Raw genomic sequence first — 18112 nt, 5'->3', positions numbered from 1 at the left:
CATGCTTATTCACACTAATAACTATAGATTTAGCATGAATCTATAAATCAAAATGGGAGAAATATAACTAACTAAAAACCCTATCTATCAGATTAAATTTGAGCTACTATACTTTAGCATTTAAATTCATGATTATTTATAAAATAGTTTCACAGGCAGCTTTTACATCTACACTCTTTCAGGATTAGTATTGGTTTTATTTTTACCTACTTTAATAGCATCTGCTGATTTGCATATACTCTAAAAATATTTTAATCACGGATTTTTAAGTTCTTAGCATACTTCTAAATACGTATAAGTAATACTACCTAAACTTTTAAATACTAGGCCTTTTACCAAATAAGCTACTCCCAATTCTCACATCTGTACTTCCATGTTGTATAGCTAACTTATAATCGGCACTCATGCCCATTGATAGCCTGCTCAGTCTTAAATTTTGAGGTAGACCTGAATTAATTTGATCAAAAAAATCTTTCATCTTTTTGAAGCTCTCTTGCGGTAATTTAGACTTAGCTGGAATACACATCAATCCGACAACTTTTATACCAATTAAGTTTTCTGATCTCTCAATGCAATTAATAACTTCCATATGTTGTGAAGATTCAAAGCCTAATTTGTTAGGATCATCATCAATGTTTATTTGTAAAAATACATTTATGACTTTTTTAAACTGACACGCTGATTTATTAATTTTATCAAGATGCTCTACTTTTTCGACACTTTGTATAGAATCGACATATTTAACTATGTGCTTTATTTTTCGTGATTGTAAAGAACCTATAAAATGCCATCTCAAATTAGGAAGTTGCTGAGCTTTTTGCTCAAGCTCTTGAAAGTAGTTCTCACCAAAATCTTTTTGTCCTAAATCTGCTAGATATTTTATCTTTTCTAGTGATTGATATTTACTAACAGCAAGAAGGTTTGCATGATTAACTATATTTTCGCTAATTGTTGTATAAGCTTCTTTTATGTACTCTTTATTCAGCATCTTTTTTTCTCATGACTATTAGGTTCCTTTCAGCTTTTAAGAAAGGAACTTTTACTTTAATTTTTTGTGCGTCTAATGGTAATTTCAGCAAGTTTTGTTCCTCTAAATCAGGACCTTTCATTGCTAGCATTTGATTATCAGCAGTTAAAAACTGCTTACATAACTGGTAAAAAATATCAACTGAACTAAATGCTCGCGAGATAATATTATCAAAATTTCCTTCTAAATCTTCAACTCTGGAGTTAACAGGGTTTATATTAGTCAAATTTAAAATTTTTTTGACGCTTTTGAGAAACATAATTTTTTTACCTACACTATCAACCAATGTAAATTGATGATATGGGTATAAAATAGCAAGAACAACGCCTGGCAAGCCCCCACCGGTTCCGACATCTATAGTTGATGAACCTTTTAGATACTTAGCAACGGCTAGACTATCAAATAAGTGCCTAATTAACATATCATCAATATTTTTGATTGCTGTCATATTATAGACCTTATTCCACTTTTCTAATAATTTTAGGTAGTCTACCCATAAGTCAATCTGGATTTCATTAGCTTTAATATTTAACTCTATCAAAGCTTGTCTAATTTTGCTATTCATGTCCATTTTCTAAAAAAATAATTTTTATATAAGCTATAATAAGTTATATTATAAGCCTTAAAAAAAATAGTTGGGATTTAAAATTTTATAAATCCTAAAACTGATGCATATAGTATGATTTTATCAAGAAAATTTGGTGCTGCAATGATCATCTCCGGCACCTGTATTGGAGCTGGTATGCTAGCTATCCCAGCGACAGTTGCTAGTTGTGGCTTTTTTATTGGTTCTATATTGATTATAAGTGTTTGGGCTTTAATGACATTTACAGCTTTAGTTCTAGCAGAAGTAAACTTAGAAATGAATGATGGCTCAAATTTCATAGAGATGACAAGTAAAACTCTTGGACCATTTGGTGTAGGTATTGTCTGGGTTTGTTATGTTTTACTACTTTACTCTCTTGTTGCTGCCTATACAGTTGGTGGAGGATCATTATTATCTACAACATTAAACAGGTTGGGCATTAGCTTATCTGAGAAGTTTACTGGTATTATTTTTATATTGATACTTGGAGTGTTTATCTATATTAGCACTAGAGTAGTTGATCATGTAAATAAACTCATGCTAACAGGTAAGCTTTTAGCATTCTTTTTACTAATTGCTGTATTAATCCCTCATGTTTCTACTGATCACTTAACGTATCAGATTAAAAATCCAAATTTCATTCGGGCAGCATTTCCAATCCTTCTAACATCTTTTGGCTTTCATCATATTATCCCAACACTTAGAACATATGTTGGTTCAAACAGAAGCTTCCTACGCCAAGCAATCATATTAGGTAGTTCAGTCCCTCTAGTAATATATTTACTTTGGATCTTTGCAACTCTTGGCTCTTTACCTGTAGCAACGCCAACAGGAATCTTAGGCAAAGAATCTGGAGAAATAGCATCTGTAATAGTTACTCACTTTAAAGGAACTTCAAGCTATATTTCCACTATATCATTTTTATTTGGCTTTTTTGCTTTAGCAACTTCATTTTTAGGTGTGGCATTAGGATTATTTGATTTTAATCGTAGCACATATAGAATCTCAAAAAATTTACATAAGCATAAGGTTCTTGCTTTTATAATTACATTTTTACCTGCATACCTTTATGCAATTATATACCCTGATGGCTTCAAATCAGCATTAGGCTATGCAAGTATTTTTGTTGCTGTATTGCAAGTTGCGCTACCTGTAATGATGCTTACGATAATTAATTACCGTAAGAAAAAAGATTTTATAAGCACATCTGCCATAACTGTAGTCGTAGTAGCTATTGCAGTTATTATAATTTCTTTACAGATTTTCAACTCCTTTGAATTACTACCTACATTAAACTAGAGACTATGATTTTTAACTTTCATATTATAAGCTAGTAAAATCACAATACCTACAAATATTGGTAAAACTACCGAAGGGAATAACATCAAAGTAAAATGCTCACCAGATATTTTAACCCAAGCAAAGCCAACTGCATTGCCTATAACAAACATTAGCATACAAATAGCAAAGAAAGGTATCTTCCAAACATTTGACCTATCACCGCGTAAAACTCTCCCTATCTCAATACCAAGGTCTGTAGTCGTACCAGTCATATGAGTTGTCCGAGCAAAGCCTCCAAAAAATATCGTAGTAAAACTATTTTGCATTCCCATAGCAACAGCTAAAAATAAATCATCAATAACACGATGGTTACTAAAAATATCTATTAATAAAGTTCCTGTAAGCATTACAGCGCTCTGCAAAACTAAAGTTTTGGTATGATCTTCTGAAATAACATACGCATCAGTCTTCATTACTACACCATTTACAGCAGCTCCAACAACAAAACCAAAAACAAGAATAGCAACCTTATGCACAAAAACCCAGTCAGATCCTGCAATGCTATGCCCAAGAATCCTTAAGTTACCTGACATTACAGCCACACTGGCACCAAAAGAATTATATAAGACTACACTGTCAATCCAGCCAGAGTTAAAAATTAATATAACCGTAATAAAATAAGTAAAAGCCATTTTTTTCGTAAACACTATGTAGCTCCTTTTTTATTAGCATTTTAGAAATATTATATAGGCTTTATAATAAAAATCATTTTTTTATTTTAGTTTCCTTACCCTGAGTCTTTACTAAGCATTTTAGGCCTTGAGTTTTCTTAGAAAAAGATCGAACTAAAGAAATTCTTTTTGTAAATAATTGTTGAGTTAATCGCATATCCACCCTCCTTTATTTTTTTTAAACTAACTATTCCCATCCAATCCTCTAGAGGGGAAAAGACAGAATATACAAAAAAATAAATTAGCTGTCAATATTAAAAAAGGTAAACCTTAACTTATTTTATACTATCATTTATTAATTCATCAAATTTCTCTTGAGGTAACAATTCTAGCTGTAAGTTTGCTTCTCTTAGAGAGATATCCTTTTGATAAGCATAATGTGCTAACTTTGATGCTCTGTCATAACCAATTGAAGGGGTAAGAGCTGTCACTAACATTAAAGAGTTATGTAAATAATAATCTATTTTCTTTTTATTGGGCAACATTCCTTTAATCAGATAATCCGAGAAATTGTACATACTATCAGACATCATCTGAACTGATTGTATAATATTAAATATTATTAATGGCTTATATACATTCATCTCTAAATATCCCGCAGATCCAGCTATTGAAACAGCTGCATCTAACCCCATCACTTGAGTTGCTACCATTGCCATAGCCTCACACTGAGTTGGATTGACCTTACCAGGCATAATCGATGATCCAGGTTCATTCTCAGGTAAAATCAGCTCAAATAATCCTGCTCTAGGTCCACAACTAAGAATACGAATATCATTGGTAATTTTAAATAGAGAGTTAGCTAAAACTTTTAATGCACTCATTAAAGCAACCAAAGCATCATGAGATCCTTGCACTTCAAACTTATTAGCTGCTGTAATAAAAGGTAGTTTTGTAATCTGTGCAATATTTTTGGCAACAAGCTCAGCAAAACCGTGTGGTGCATTTATGCCTGTCCCAATAGCAGTACCTCCTAAAGCTAACTCATAAACATCTTGTAATGCTAACTTTATACGCTTAATATTTTTCTCAAGCTGTGCAACATAGCCACTAAATTCCTCGCCTAATTTCATAGGTACAGCGTCTTGCATATGAGTTCTACCAAGCTTAGTTATATCCATCCACGCTTGCGCTTTCTCTTGTAAATGATTTTTCATATATTTAACTGCTGGAAGCAACTTCTGAGAAACCGCTATTACTGCTGAAATATTCATCGCTGTTGGAAAACTATCATTTGATGATTGAGATTTATTAACATCGTCATTTGGATGAATTGGGCTTTTAGTTCCTTTTTTATTGCCATATAGTTCATTTGCTCTATTAGCTATTACTTCATTAACATTCATATTCAACTGAGTTCCGCTTCCAGTCATCCAAACATATAGGGGAAAATTATCATTTAAGTTCTCATCTAATACTTCTTTAGATGCTCTGATTATTAAGTCTTTCTTTTGTTCAGTTAATATGCCTAGTTCATGATTTGAAATAGCAGAAGCTTTTTTAATAATAGCCATAGCTCTAACAACTTCTAATGGCATCTTATCATTTCCTATTGAGAAATATTTTAATGATCTTTGGGTTTGGGCACCCCAATATCTATCATCATCAACTTTAACTTCACCTATACTATCTGTCTCTACTCGCATATAACTTTTTCCTAAATATAGCTTGTATATCAAATTTAACATTTTTATGCTGTACTCAAAAGAACTATATATTTTTAAGCACATTCTAGTTAAAATAAATACTGTTTAAAATTTTCAATTGGATAAGTCATGCAAACTTTAGATGTATTAAAAGATCGCAAATGTGTTAGAGACTTTTTGCCTAAGCAGATTCCTCAGAATATATTTGAAAAGCTTTTTGAAGCTGCAAAATGGACTCCTTCAAGTAAAAATACTCAGCCATGGAAAATAGCTGTAGTTAGTGGTCAAAAAAAAATAGATCTAATGAATAAAATTTTAAATGCTTGTGAAAATGGCGAAAAACCAAGAATGGAGTATAATTATGGCGGAGATACACCTTTAGAAGACGAGTTAAAAGAGAGAGCTATTAAATGTGGTCATGACCTATATAATGTGTTAGATATCTCTAGAGAAGATAAAGAAAAACGTATTAAACAGTGGAAAAAAAACTATGTCTCCTTTGACTCACCATCAGCTATTTTTATATTTAAATACCCTACTGATAGTATTAGTAGTTATATGGATTGCGGCATGCTAGTACAATCAATCTTACTTGCCGCTACAGACTTAGGGCTAGCAACATGTCCCCAGGCTTCGTTAGGGCACTATCCTGATATAGTTAAAAAAGAACTATTAGGCTTTGGGGAATACACACTAATATGTGGAATAGCTATAGGTTATGAAAATACCTCAGCTACTGTAAATAACTACCGAACAGAAAGACAAAATATCAAAAATTTTATCAGTTTTTTCTAATTTCTTTAGTAAATTTCAATATAATGCTATTATTAAAACATTAAAATTAAATTCAATTTGATTAATAAATATGAGTGTTATTAGCAAAGATACTATTGAAGCAACTCGCTATTTTCTAAAATTGGTTGAACTAGGCTCATATAGCTCAGTCAAAAAATACTATGGTGTTGAGCTTAATACTATAAAAAATAAGATTGAAAGTTTAGAAAAATTTCTTGATATAAAGCTTATTAGAAATATACAAAACCGTATCTCTCCAACAACTGATGGTATGAAATACTACCACTCTTGTAATAAAATTTTTAAAGATTTAGAAAACACTATCCAAAATGTAAAGCAAAGTGGTTTTAGAGAGCGCCAATCGATAAAAATTTTAGGAGTTCCACTATTTCTAAAAATAGTAATAGATTTAGTGCTGCCACAAATTCAAAAAATTGATGATGAGTTATTTAACTTTGCATTAGATAGTTACCAAATTGATAACCTTAACGGAAGCCAATATCAATTTGATTCATACAGTATTATCCAAATTTTTAATAAGCATCTTGAATTTTTGGATCTTGATGATTGGATAGTATGTACTTCTGTAGAAGCTGCAACATTACCTGCTCATATATATGGAAGTAAAGATTTTGTTAAAAATATGCATAATAATCCTCAAAAAATACTTGAAGCTCCTATTGTTCTTAATAAGTACGACTTTTCTTTGGGAATTACTGAGTTTAAACATGAATCTGAGACTTACAAATTTAACCTTAATAATGTCAAATATACTATTGATAATGAGATACAAAAAGCTAACCTTCTTAAAAATGAAAATGTTATTGGCTTTATGCCTAAGTTTTACTATACCACAGTCTTAAAAGACTATAGTAACCTAACAAAAATAGAAGGCATTGTAGTAGATTATCCTATGGAACCACATCTGATTCTAGTTTATAAACACTCAAAATATAAAAAAGAGCTTATAAATATAGTTAGATCTGGAATCGGAAAGATAAAATAAAGATACAAGAAAAATATTATTTCCTCTTACCAACTTTATTTACTATCAAGCTCTCAATAATTGCTACGCTTGCGTGAACAAATATAACAGCTAAGCCAATATAAGCAAAATACTCATGTATTTCTTTAATTTCGATAATATCTGCTCTTAGCATCACATCAAGAATAGACGGTAAATCAAAAGGAATTACATAAGTTCCTTTTGCACTGATCAAACACCAACCTAAAATAGGCATCAATATTAACCATACATACAGAAATACATGAACAAGCTTTGAAACAATGCTTCTGAAAAAGTTATAATATAATCTTTGACTATAATTGGAAATTTTACAAACTTTCTAATAGTAAGTCTTAAAATTGTCAAAAATAGAACTAAGAACCCTATATATAAATGAGAGGTTTGATCTACCCCGTCAATTTGGGACAGTTTACTACTTCATTTTCCATTATATATTCAAATTGATATGGAGTCATATAATTTATTGTAGAATGTCTCCTTTTTGTATTATAGTAAGCTTCAATATATTCAAATATTGATAGTTTAGCTTCTTCTCTAGTTTTATAGCTTTCATCATGTACTAACTCTACTTTTAAAGTTCCAAAGAAACTTTCACAAGCAGCATTATCGTAACAGCATCCTTTAGAGCTCATACTTGATAGTAGCCAGTATTCTTTAATAATGTCTTGATATTGTTTGCTACAGTACTGTGACCCTTTATCAGAGTGTATAATCACACAAAGATACAGCCACCCCTCTTGTGTAGGTACATAAGTTATATCTGTAACCCACCTATGATTTACAGATAAAGCAGTGAAGTTTTGTTCTAATAAATTATCAGAAACATGTTTGTTATGGTTAGAATCTGTAGTTTTCTTATGCTTACGAGCCGCTTTAGCATGTAAACCAAGTAATTTCATACGTTTAGATACTCTAGGTTGAGTAACTTTCCAACCCATATCTTTAAGCTCTTTGTATATCCTAACACTTCCATATCTAGATTTATGTTCATTAAAATAGCATCATCTAGTTCAGCATCATTATATTGCCTTTTATCTATAGGTTTATGAATCCATCTGTAATATGAAGATGTGCTCACATTCAAAGATTTACATAGTGTTGTTACTGGCATAACTTTATAATGCTCCTTAATAAAGGCGTACCTTACAGATTTTGCTTTGCAAAGTACGCTGCTGACTTTTTTAGTATTTCACGCTCTGTTTCTGCCTGTTTGAGTTTTTTCTTCAAATCAGTATTTTCAAAAGATAGTTGCTGGTACTGCGTTTTATAATCTATCTTTATTTCTTTCTGAGGGTTTGACATGGCTTTGGATATCCAACTGCAAATGGTTTTATATTTAACCCCTAAGTTATCTGCTATTTCTCCTCTATTTGCATCTGGTTGTAAACATAATTTAACAGCTTCATCTTTAAACTCTTTTGTATATCTCATCTTGTCTCCTTTTCTTAACACCTAAGTGTCCCAAATAGGAGGGTATGATCAGTTTTCATAAAATCATGAAATGACGTATGTTTGCCAAAAATACTTCTAAACTCTATAGATACAAAGGCTAGAAATATTAAAATAACAGTAAGTCCATGTATATAGACCATGAGCTGATTGATCTTTATCTGCATAAAATCAAGAATAAGTATTAAATAATCTACGATTATAATGCTTCTACAAAATAAAAGGAAAATAGTTTATTAAAGCTTTCTTAAAAAGAACCAAATATATTAAATAATACTATATAAATAACACTAGTAACGACTATACACGCAGGAATAGTTAAAATCCATGCTATAGCCATTTTTCTAACAATTTTCCAATTAACACCTGAAGCTGCATAACCTGCTCCCATTATTGAACCAGATGCTACTTGTGTTGTACTAACAGGTAAGCCTATGTGAGAAGCTGCTAAGACCAAAACTCCTGAACTTAGCTCGGCTGATACTGCATTTACTGGTTCAAGCTTAGATAATTTAGCACTTAGTGTTTTAATTATCTTCTTTCCACCTGAAAGAGTGCCTAGGCCCATTGCAATACCACATAATATTATTACCCAAGTAGGTACTTCTGTAGTACTTACTAATCCTGCACTTAATAAAGCTAGAGTAATTATTGACATTGTTTTTTGAGCATCATTAGAACCATGAGAGAAAGATAATAAACTAGTTGATATAACTTGCATCTCTCTTATATATTTGTTTGTTCTTCTGACACCACTTAGTCTAATAAAAATATTTAGCAAAATTATACATATTGTTAATGCTAGAAAAAATGCTATAACTGGCGAACTAACCATAGGGATTAAAACTTTATCAACAACGGTCATATAGTTAACATCTTGATAGCTAGCCCCAATAATCACAGCTCCAACTAACGAGCCTATCAAAGCATGAGAAGAGCTTGATGGAATACCAAAGCTCCATGTAAAAAAGTTCCAGCTAATTGCTCCTAAGAGTGCTGAAATCAATACAATATCTGTAACAACACTCGTATCAACAAGACCTTTAGATATAGTTGCTGCTACAGCAGTACCAAAAAAAGCTCCTAAGAAATTAAAAAATGCTGCTAAACCTATTGCCTGAACAGGAGTTAAAGACTTTGTCGCAATTGGTGTTGCAACGACATTTGCCGCATCATGAAAACCATTAGTGAACTCAAAGAATAAAGCAACTATAATAATCGCGACTAAAATTGTTGAAATCATAGAGTAAATACCTTATTAAACTTCTTTAACATGAATTCTCATTATTGACTCTGCTATTGAAGTACAAGTTGAGATAGCATTCTCAATAGCTTTATATATATCCTTTACTTTCATTATAAATATTATATCGCCTTCTTCAAAGTGAGAAAAACGTTTAAGAGCATGAGCTAAATCTTCTAAAACATTTTCATCCAGAGCCGTCAGTCTCATATATAAATTTTTCAGATCTTTTTTATTGTCTTTTGCAAAAGCTTTCATCATATCATCCAAAACTTTTGTCATTTTACGCAATGTTTCAACACAGTTTGCTAAGTATAGATTTACATCACCTCTTTCTTCCTCCATTAAGATTTGCATATATCTGTGTATTTTAACTATTTTTTTATTAAGCTTTAGTAGAAAAGTTATTACATTATGCAGCTCAACTCTATCAATTGGTGTTACAAAATGTCTCGCCAACTCATGATCCATCTTATTAGCAACTTCAACAGTTACTGTTCTAGTTAGTCTTAACTCTTCAGAAAGTTCTGATAGAGTTAGATTATCTTTTTCTTTGACTATTTGATCTAAAATTCTAGCTGAGTCTTCAACAGTCTCTGTTGCTTCTATCATTAACTCAAAAAATATCTTATCTTGACTTGGGATCAGACTCTTAACCAGTTTGCGCAACATATATAATCTCCTAACTATGTTTTTGCATATTTGACACTCAAAGTTTATAACAAAGAAATACACAAAAACAACAAGAAATTATTATTTTTTTTATATTATTTTTTTTGTTGTGTTAATGGAAAAACTAATATAACATATCTGGCTTCAAATAAGAAAAGCTCTTTTGAAAGAGAAAATCTATACTTTAAATAGCTATCTCCCAAATTATAAAGTGGTTTTTTATTAAGTGAACACTTATAATGCTAATGCTGAACTAGCACATTTAATTTTCTTTGCTAACTCATAATAGTCAGTTTTTATCAAAACCAACCACTCTTTCTATAGCACTATTTATAATCTCTAAAAAATACTGGAAAAATAATATTAATTGAAGAACAAATTTCCAGCTTATACTTAAAGGAAATATCCAAATAGTAACAGTCAAAAATATAAATAATAAAAACTGTGCTTAGATATATTTAATATTTTTTGTGAAATTTGTAAAGTTTATATTATTTCATTCAAATCTTTCATAATATTAAAAGCCTCATCAAGATCAATAAGCTTAAACCTAAGCTTTGATCCAGGAGCAAATTGTGCAAGCTTACTTATATCAGGTTCGATAACGTTTACAACTCTAGGGTAGCCCCCTACAGTTTGACGATACCTCATTAAGACTATCGGCCCTCCTGGAGATAACTGCACAGTCCCATCAGAAACAGGTTGAGATATCATTTCAATTTTTTCAGTATCTAAACTTGGGCCATTTAGAGATAATCCCATTTGGCTAGAGTTTGGGGAAATACTCCATAGCTCATCAAAAAAGGTATTATCTTTTAAAATAAAGAACTCAGGACCCTTCGTTACTCTTATAAAGTTATTTCTATAATTAAGATTTATAAACTCACCTAGCTTTTCAGATCTTTTCTTACCAATTAGTTTTTCTAAGCCTGGTTCAAATACTATAGCTAAAATAACCGTTCTAAAGCCTTTTTTTGTACCTTTAAACTCTAAGACCTCATCTTTATTAAGCTTGTAAACTTGATTATATAGAATATTTTGCGAGCTAATACCTTCTCTCTCATAAGAAGCCCCACATATAACTATTAGTAAATCCCTATTAGCTGTTATTCTAGATGGATAGATCATCTCTACTGCTTGGAAATCACGGGGGCTATCTAATAAGCTATATGCAGTATTAAAACTTAATTGATCTTGTGCCCCTTTGGGGGATAGTCCTTTATCTTGAGACCCAAACTCTCTTAATGAGATAGGAAAAGATAATCCACCGTTAACTGAAAAAAAGTCTGTCATAATTAACCTTTGGCTTGATTAAGTTGCTTAGCTAACTCTAAAACTATCTCACTATCAGAATGTATACATATTGTTTGTGAATCAAAGGCTATTTCTTGACCTTTAACATTTATAAAACCTCTTGCTAGCTCACGATACTGCTCAACAGTTTTTTGCACATCTTTAATCTCTGCATTTGGCTGACCTCTTGGTATAAGCATAGGCTTGTTGTTTTTATCTAAAAAATAACCTCTTTCAGAAAAGCTTTCTAAAGTTGTTTTTATATCATTTTCTTCAGCATGTTTTTTCAAAAGACCAAATGGACTAACTAATAACTCTTGGACATCATTCTTCACACACCAAGAAACAAATGTTTTAACAAGCTTTTCATCTACATTAAGCTCATTATATAAGGCCCCATGTGGTTTTATTGATTTTATATTTCCATCAAAAAGAGCAAACTGCTCATCAAAAGAGTCACATAAGTCACCATCAACCATATTGATAACCTTTCTGCCAAAATTCTCTTTATCTGGATATGATACATGAGCTGTAACTTTTACATTATTTTTTTTACAAAGATCCACATAGTAATCAACGCTTTGTTTATCTCCAGCATGTCCACCACAAGCGATATTTGCAATATCTATATATTTAACTAATTGATCATCAACAACATGAGCAACACCTCTTTCACCTAAGTCACAATTTATCAAAAGCATTTCATACCTCCCTAAAAACTATTTTATCTCCAGGCCTAAGCTTAGAGAAATCCTTAAAATCTGATATACCAATTATGTTCCACCCACTGGGTGTTTGCTCTGGAAAAATAGTTGTTTGAGCCCCACCAATACCGATTGATCCTGCAGCAATTCTATTTCTAGGAGTCTCTAATCGAGGTAGTGATAGACTTTTATCTAACCCGAGCAAATATGGCAAATATGGTTTAAAACCAAGCATAGCAATGTGATATTCTGTTTGGGTATGCCTTTTTATGATTTCAGATACCTCTATACCAAGCTTTTCTGCTGCTAGTTCTAAATCTTGACCATTATATTTAACCTGTATATTGTGAATTTGTGGCTCTATCGTCTGATCATAATCAACACTCCGTATCCTATTTGAGATAGCTACTTTAAGCTCAACAGGATTCTCATATCCAAAATGAAAAGCAACAGAGTTATATGACGGCACAATATCATAAATATTAAACTTACTACAAAACTGATCATCCATTATAATACTTTTATATATTTTAAGAACCTTTAAATTATCGTTTAACGACAACTTGTTGCTCAAATTATAGACAAAACAATTTTGACCTAAAAAATATTCATTCATAATCAAATATTACCTAATCTTTCTACTAGTAACATCTTTACAACTTTCTGGCTCAAGCTTATATAAAGTAAGTAGTCCTACTACAGCACTTACACAAATCATTCCAACAGCCATATAATCAGATATATGTTCTGCTAGATAAAAACATAAAAATGGTAGAAGTCCTCCATAAATTCCAAAACCTATATTATAAGCTAGAGCAAAACCTGTATAGCGTATTTGCTTAGGAAAACTCTCAGTAAAGATCACCATAATATTGCCATAGAATAAACCAAAAATAGCAGATATTATTACAAAAAATAAGATCAACAAACTATTATCGTATTTATATAGGGCATACATTGGCAATGGAAGTAATAACATTAGAACTAAGCCTGTAGCCGTTATTGACTTAATATTAAAGAACTTCGTTAATCTAGCTGCTAAAGCACATGATCCAATAAAAACAACTAGGCTTATAGTAGTAAGGATAGCAACATCAACATCTTTATGGCCAAGAACTTGAGTAATAATATTTGGTAATATAGTTATTTGAAAATATGCTACGACTGCTCCAGGAAAGCATAATAGCATCATAAAAACGATACTTTTCCAATACTTCACAATTAAATGCCATAATTTAACTTGCTGACTTGATGAAGCTTCTGATTTACTATCTCCAGTATGCTTAATAAAGAACGACATAACTATAAGAATAATTGCTATAGCAAATAGTATTCTCCATCCACCATGTGACATCAGTTCGCTAGGAATAAAGTATCTAATAATTTGGAAACTAATAATAGCAAATAACATTCCACCAAAAGCCGTTGCTATAACATTTGCTGTAGCCTTTGCTTTTCCTAGTATAGTCTCTTCCTCTTCCACAAGTATAACTATTGAACCACTATACTGGCCTCCTAAAGCGATTCCCTGAAGTATTCTGAATAGAACCAGTAATATAGGTGCTAAAATACCTATTGTTGCATAAGATGGTAATAGTGCAATACCCACAGTTGGTAATCCCATAAAGAATGCCGCCCAAGCAAGAGCTGTTGTCCTTGATTTCTTATCACCAATATATCCAAAAATAATACCGCCAAAAGGTCTAGCTAAAAAACCTGCAGCAAAGGCTCCAAAAGCTGCTAAAAAAACTAGCAAATGGAGTTGCTAGATTTGGAAAAAATGCTTCACCAATATACACAGCACAAAACGAATATACTGTAAACTCATACCACTCAGCTGTACTTGCTAAAAGCACTAAAAACTTCTTCATTCTCTAACCAATTATCTAGACCTGATACTTCTATTTAAATATATTTTTTGGCAAAAATACACTTTTTAACAGGAATTTAGTAAAAATTTTGGAATTTTAGTTAGCGATAAAGATGTATAAGAAGATATTTTTTATTTAAGTCTTACAACCAGGACGTCAACATTTGCCTCATGTAAGATACTATTTGCCGTTGAGCCTAAGAAAAATCTACCAATTGCGCCTCTTCTATGGCTTCCTACAACAATTAGGTCATTTTTATCTTTCTCAGCTTTTTCCAATAAGCTATTAGATATTGCGCCAATCATTACTGATTTTTCACCATCTATATTATTTTTTTCAGCGAATTTCTCTAAAGCTTTTTCAACTTTTGCAGTCTCATAAGTCATCAAGGAAATACTATCATTCGGTATAACAAATGCTGTGTCTAATTTTGCATCATAAAGCTTAGCTATTTCTTTTGCTTTATCAACAACAATACATGAGTCATTCTCAAGATCTGTAGGCACTAACAATTTAGTATAGCTATGGGCTTTACTTACAGCAGCTTCATTTTCACTAACTCTCACAGTTAATACATCACATTTAGCTTTATGTAAAACAGCGTTAGCAACAGAACCTAAAAGTAAGTTGATACCGTGAGTAGCATGAGAACCTAACACGATTACATCACATTGACTTTCTTCTGCGTATGTAACAATTTCTGTTGCTGGATTACCAACTAATACTTCATGCTCAACTTTAATCCCTGAGATTTTAGCTACTAGCTTATTTAGCTCTTCTTGTGCTTCTTTCTCTATTGAATGCTGGAAATCAACTATTGATGGCACAAACGGCGCTACACAGTCAATAACTGTAACCACTTTTATAACTTCGGTACTATGCTTCTTAGCAAAGTCTACGGCAGACTTAATTACAACATCTACATTTTCATAAACATTTACTGCTAATAAAACTTTTTTATACGCCATGACAACTCTCCTAACATGTCTTCCTTTAACTTCAATTATAACAAACAAAAATAAAAAAGTATTTAATTACAGCTCAAATTTTATTTTTATAAATTTCTCCAAAATATTCCCATATTTCTTTAGTTAATGCTTGCTGTAATTCAAACCTATATTCAATCATCTTCTTGGTTTTTAAAAGCTCTCTGGCGCCCAAACATTTTGAAACTGTACCTAAATAGAGATATTCATTATTCTTATTTGTCCTAGCAAACACGTACCTTATATAAATATCTTTTACTAAGTTATTTTCAAGCTTATCATTTAAACTCTTTCCAGCTTTAGAATAATAAGTAAAAACTTTCGAAGAAATAAATTTATTATCATGCTGTGTAAACTTCTTATTCTCATCAAAAGTCATAAAAAGAAATGCTTTATTCTCAAAAACTCTGTACCCTGCTAAGTTAACCCCTCCATTGGTATAATCATGATTCAGAAGATGAGCAATATCTTTTTTTGAATACTTAGCATACATTGCTAAATCTGCATTTTTACGATGACTATACCTTTCTGAATAAATTAATTTATTATATTCAATCAAGTCCCTAAGATGAAATTCTAATAAACAGCTGCTTTCTATTAAATCTATAACTATGAGTAAAATTTTTCCATTATTTATAGATATCAATGGCTCGTAATTTTGTCTTGCGGCATTAACTGTAAATATATCTAAAGCCAAGTGCTTTAGAGCATTATTAAAGCTATTAATATCAAAATCATCCAGGTTTTCTCGAAGCTTTGACTCAAGCTGTGACATTACCAAATTACTACAATTTAGTAAGTTCTCTAGAATTAATATTTCATATAACCTTTTTGCTGGCGTAAACTCTTTAGAAATGAATTTCAAAATTAAATATTGCCTTCTATCAAGTTCAGCTATATTTTCTTTAAAAGAGTTTAATATATCATAATATGTATCTTTAGCAGATAAGACAACTTCTGGAGATATAAAATTATACTTTTGGAAATCAACTAGCATTGGTATCCTTCCAAGTTCTTTTTTCAACTGCTTATAATCTCTTTTTATATTCTTTAACTGTGAAAAATTTGTTATCTGGATATTCTTGTAAATAATCTCTTTAGCGATATTTGTAAATGTTATAGTACTTTGGCCAGCTATATAATTATTTGGTGAAATAACAAAGCTTTTAAGCTCATCCTTGTCATAACTATTATTTTGGCTTAATGCTACAGGGATAAGAAAATTATTATTATAATTCGCGATAAAATCTAAAACCACAACAAAATGCTTATCTTTATGCTTGCGCAAACCTCTACCTAATTGCTGAATATAAACGATAGCACTCTGTGTTGGGCGTAATAATATAACTTGATTTACACATGGAATATCAACACCTTCATTAAAAATATCAACCGTCACAATAACTTCTAAATGATTTGACTCAAGCTGACTTATAGCTTCTAATCTAGATCTCTCAGAATCTTCACTTGTTAAAGCTTTTGATCTTATCCCTTTTTGAGTTAATTTAGTAGCTAGCTCTTTTGCTTCATTGACATTACTAACAAACATTAATGCACTTCTAAACTGTCCACTAAACTTATAAAAGTTCATTTTCTCAACTATATGTGCAATTCGACCATCATCAACTAGTTTTAAGAAATTTATAGTTAAATATTTTTCTGACTCAATATAAAAATCCTCTATGGCAAAATAATGAAAAGGACACAGTAAGCCCTCTTCTAAGGCCTGATGTAATCTAATTTCATAGGCAATGTTATAATCAAACAACTTAAAGATATCAGCATCATCTGTTCGCTCTGGAGTAGCTGTCATTCCAAGTAAAAACTTAGGCTTAAAGTAATCAAAAACTTTTTTATAGCTCTTTGCCTCCGCGTGATGAACCTCATCAATAACTATATAACTAAACTCATTTCTTGAAAAATTTGCTAAAACTTTTGGATTTTTAAGTGTTTGTATAGTCGCAAATAAATATTCTGTAGAGTCTTTATTATCACCCGTATATAAGCCTAAAGCCTTATCTTTAATAATTTTAGCAAAAGTTTCTTTAGCTTTTATTGCTATATTTGTACGATGAACTATAAAAAGGCAACGTTCAGGTCTAACTTCTGCAACATCAAATGCACTTAAGAAAGTTTTCCCAGTACCTGTAGCACTTATTATTAAAGCCTTATCTTTACTATCTTTCCTTAATGTATCTAGACTATTTAAAGCCTCTCTTTGAATTTTATTTGGTTTTATACAACTATTTTGCAAATGTATAGCTTCAGTAGCTTGTAGCCTTTTTTGTCTACAATATATTTCTTTGTATTCATCAATAAAATCTCTAACATACCTAGCATGATTAAAAAGTTTATTAAATTCCAACAAAGCTTGTCTAATAATTTCATCATCTTGATTAGCTTCAAAAAGAATATTCCACTCATTGTTTATTGTCAAAGCAGATTGAGTTAAGTTTGAACTACCTAACATCACTTGCCAATTTTTCTCATTTCTAAAAAAGAATCCTTTAGCGTGAAAGTTTTCACTATCAAGTATTTTGAGTTCTATATTATTAAACTCAAGAAGCTTTTCTAAAGCTTTTGGCTCAGTAAAATTTAGGTAACACCCTGTCAAGATCTTACCTTTTATATTATTAGTTTGTAATTGGCGTAAAGATTCTAAAATACACAAAACACCACTTAGTGTTACAAATGCAACACTAATTATGAACTCCTCACAATTATTTAGTTGGTCATTTAACTCCGTTACGATTTTAAAACGTTTTGAATTTGTAAGAAACTTCTTAGAGTTTTCACTCATG

The 18112-nt window shown here is 31.1% G+C and carries 21 protein-coding genes; 3 read left to right on the top strand and 18 right to left on the bottom strand.

Translation table 11 applies throughout. From position 1 onward, the window contains the following. Positions 1-316: 316 nt before the first annotated feature. The gene (locus tag CDV26_RS00895) at positions 317-988 is read right to left on the bottom strand and encodes a YggS family pyridoxal phosphate-dependent enzyme (RefSeq protein WP_088771688.1); all 672 of its coding nucleotides are present in this window, start codon (positions 986-988) and stop codon (positions 317-319) included. Next, positions 978-1592 carry a 16S rRNA (guanine(527)-N(7))-methyltransferase RsmG gene (rsmG, locus tag CDV26_RS00890; protein ID WP_420809887.1) on the bottom strand — a complete coding sequence of 205 codons (615 nt, stop codon included), beginning with the start codon at positions 1590-1592 and terminating at the stop codon, positions 978-980. The genes CDV26_RS00895 and rsmG overlap by 11 nt, the downstream gene beginning before the upstream one ends. Before the next feature lie 114 nt (positions 1593-1706). Here rsmG and CDV26_RS00885 point away from each other — a divergent pair, with 114 nt between their 5' ends. After that, positions 1707-2912: an amino acid permease gene (locus CDV26_RS00885; RefSeq protein ID WP_088771686.1), complete on the top strand. Its 1206-nt coding sequence runs from the start codon at positions 1707-1709 to the stop codon at positions 2910-2912. Here the strand turns inward: CDV26_RS00885 and CDV26_RS00880 are convergent. The 3 genes from CDV26_RS00880 to fumC form a co-directional block, all read right to left on the bottom strand. Beyond that, complete coding sequence (locus CDV26_RS00880; RefSeq protein ID WP_088771685.1) at positions 2909-3601, bottom strand: YoaK family protein; 693 nt, start codon at positions 3599-3601, stop codon at positions 2909-2911. The genes CDV26_RS00885 and CDV26_RS00880 overlap by 4 nt on opposite strands. Before the next feature lie 58 nt (positions 3602-3659). Then, on the bottom strand, positions 3660-3782 hold the full coding sequence (locus tag CDV26_RS13440; protein ID WP_276328723.1) for a hypothetical protein: 123 nt from the start codon (positions 3780-3782) through the stop codon (positions 3660-3662). A 118-nt stretch (positions 3783-3900) separates the two neighbouring features. Beyond that, positions 3901-5271, bottom strand: coding sequence for a class II fumarate hydratase (fumC, locus tag CDV26_RS00875; protein ID WP_088771684.1), 1371 nt, complete (start codon positions 5269-5271; stop codon positions 3901-3903). A gap of 129 nt (positions 5272-5400) precedes the next feature. Here fumC and CDV26_RS00870 point away from each other — a divergent pair, with 129 nt between their 5' ends. Next, on the top strand, positions 5401-6066 hold the full coding sequence (locus CDV26_RS00870) for a nitroreductase (protein WP_088771683.1): 666 nt from the start codon (positions 5401-5403) through the stop codon (positions 6064-6066). Between the two features lie 70 nt (positions 6067-6136). After that, positions 6137-7072, top strand: a complete 936-nt coding sequence (locus tag CDV26_RS00865) for a LysR family transcriptional regulator (RefSeq protein WP_088771682.1) — start codon at positions 6137-6139, stop codon at positions 7070-7072. A gap of 16 nt (positions 7073-7088) precedes the next feature. On the opposite strand, the gene CDV26_RS12790 is transcribed toward CDV26_RS00865, so the two are convergent. From CDV26_RS12790 to CDV26_RS00805, 13 genes are all read right to left on the bottom strand, one after another. Continuing rightward, positions 7089-7307 carry a hypothetical protein gene (locus CDV26_RS12790; RefSeq protein ID WP_245806475.1) on the bottom strand — a complete coding sequence of 73 codons (219 nt, stop codon included), beginning with the start codon at positions 7305-7307 and terminating at the stop codon, positions 7089-7091. A 172-nt stretch (positions 7308-7479) separates the two neighbouring features. Beyond that, positions 7480-8031 carry an IS3 family transposase gene (locus tag CDV26_RS00855; protein ID WP_088773418.1) on the bottom strand — a complete coding sequence of 184 codons (552 nt, stop codon included), beginning with the start codon at positions 8029-8031 and terminating at the stop codon, positions 7480-7482. Next, a complete protein-coding gene (locus tag CDV26_RS11800; protein ID WP_157671307.1) occupies positions 7989-8204 on the bottom strand; it encodes a hypothetical protein in 216 nt (71 codons plus the stop codon). The genes CDV26_RS00855 and CDV26_RS11800 overlap by 43 nt, the downstream gene beginning before the upstream one ends. A gap of 32 nt (positions 8205-8236) precedes the next feature. Beyond that, a complete protein-coding gene (locus CDV26_RS00850) occupies positions 8237-8545 on the bottom strand; it encodes a transposase (RefSeq protein ID WP_157671304.1) in 309 nt (102 codons plus the stop codon). A gap of 244 nt (positions 8546-8789) precedes the next feature. Next, complete coding sequence (locus CDV26_RS00840) at positions 8790-9785, bottom strand: inorganic phosphate transporter (RefSeq protein ID WP_088771679.1); 996 nt, start codon at positions 9783-9785, stop codon at positions 8790-8792. Between the two features lie 15 nt (positions 9786-9800). Beyond that, positions 9801-10457, bottom strand: coding sequence for a PhoU family transcriptional regulator (locus CDV26_RS00835; RefSeq protein WP_088771678.1), 657 nt, complete (start codon positions 10455-10457; stop codon positions 9801-9803). 289 nt (positions 10458-10746) lie between these two features. Then, entirely contained in the window at positions 10747-10881 is a 135-nt protein-coding gene (locus CDV26_RS11795) for a hypothetical protein (RefSeq protein ID WP_245806474.1), read from the bottom strand. Positions 10882-10943: 62 nt separating this feature from the next. Next, a complete protein-coding gene (locus tag CDV26_RS00830; protein ID WP_088771677.1) occupies positions 10944-11750 on the bottom strand; it encodes a 5-oxoprolinase subunit C family protein in 807 nt (268 codons plus the stop codon). Positions 11751-11752: 2 nt separating this feature from the next. Then, entirely contained in the window at positions 11753-12451 is a 699-nt protein-coding gene (locus tag CDV26_RS00825; RefSeq protein WP_088771676.1) for a 5-oxoprolinase subunit PxpA, read from the bottom strand. A gap of 1 nt (position 12452) precedes the next feature. Beyond that, a complete protein-coding gene (locus tag CDV26_RS00820; RefSeq protein WP_088771675.1) occupies positions 12453-13070 on the bottom strand; it encodes a 5-oxoprolinase subunit B family protein in 618 nt (205 codons plus the stop codon). 9 nt (positions 13071-13079) lie between these two features. Next, on the bottom strand, positions 13080-14210 hold the full coding sequence (locus tag CDV26_RS00815) for an MFS transporter (protein WP_245806473.1): 1131 nt from the start codon (positions 14208-14210) through the stop codon (positions 13080-13082). 246 nt (positions 14211-14456) lie between these two features. Further along, positions 14457-15293: a universal stress protein gene (locus tag CDV26_RS00810; RefSeq protein WP_088771674.1), complete on the bottom strand. Its 837-nt coding sequence runs from the start codon at positions 15291-15293 to the stop codon at positions 14457-14459. Positions 15294-15366: 73 nt separating this feature from the next. Further along, entirely contained in the window at positions 15367-18111 is a 2745-nt protein-coding gene (locus CDV26_RS00805; protein WP_088771673.1) for a DUF3427 domain-containing protein, read from the bottom strand. Position 18112 lies beyond the last annotated feature (1 nt).

This window comes from Francisella halioticida (genome assembly GCF_002211785.1).
In the GTDB taxonomy this organism is placed as follows: Bacteria; Pseudomonadota; Gammaproteobacteria; order Francisellales; family Francisellaceae; genus Francisella; species Francisella halioticida.
Note: the sequence above shows the minus strand (reverse complement) of the source record. Positions and strands in the feature narration are given on the sequence as shown.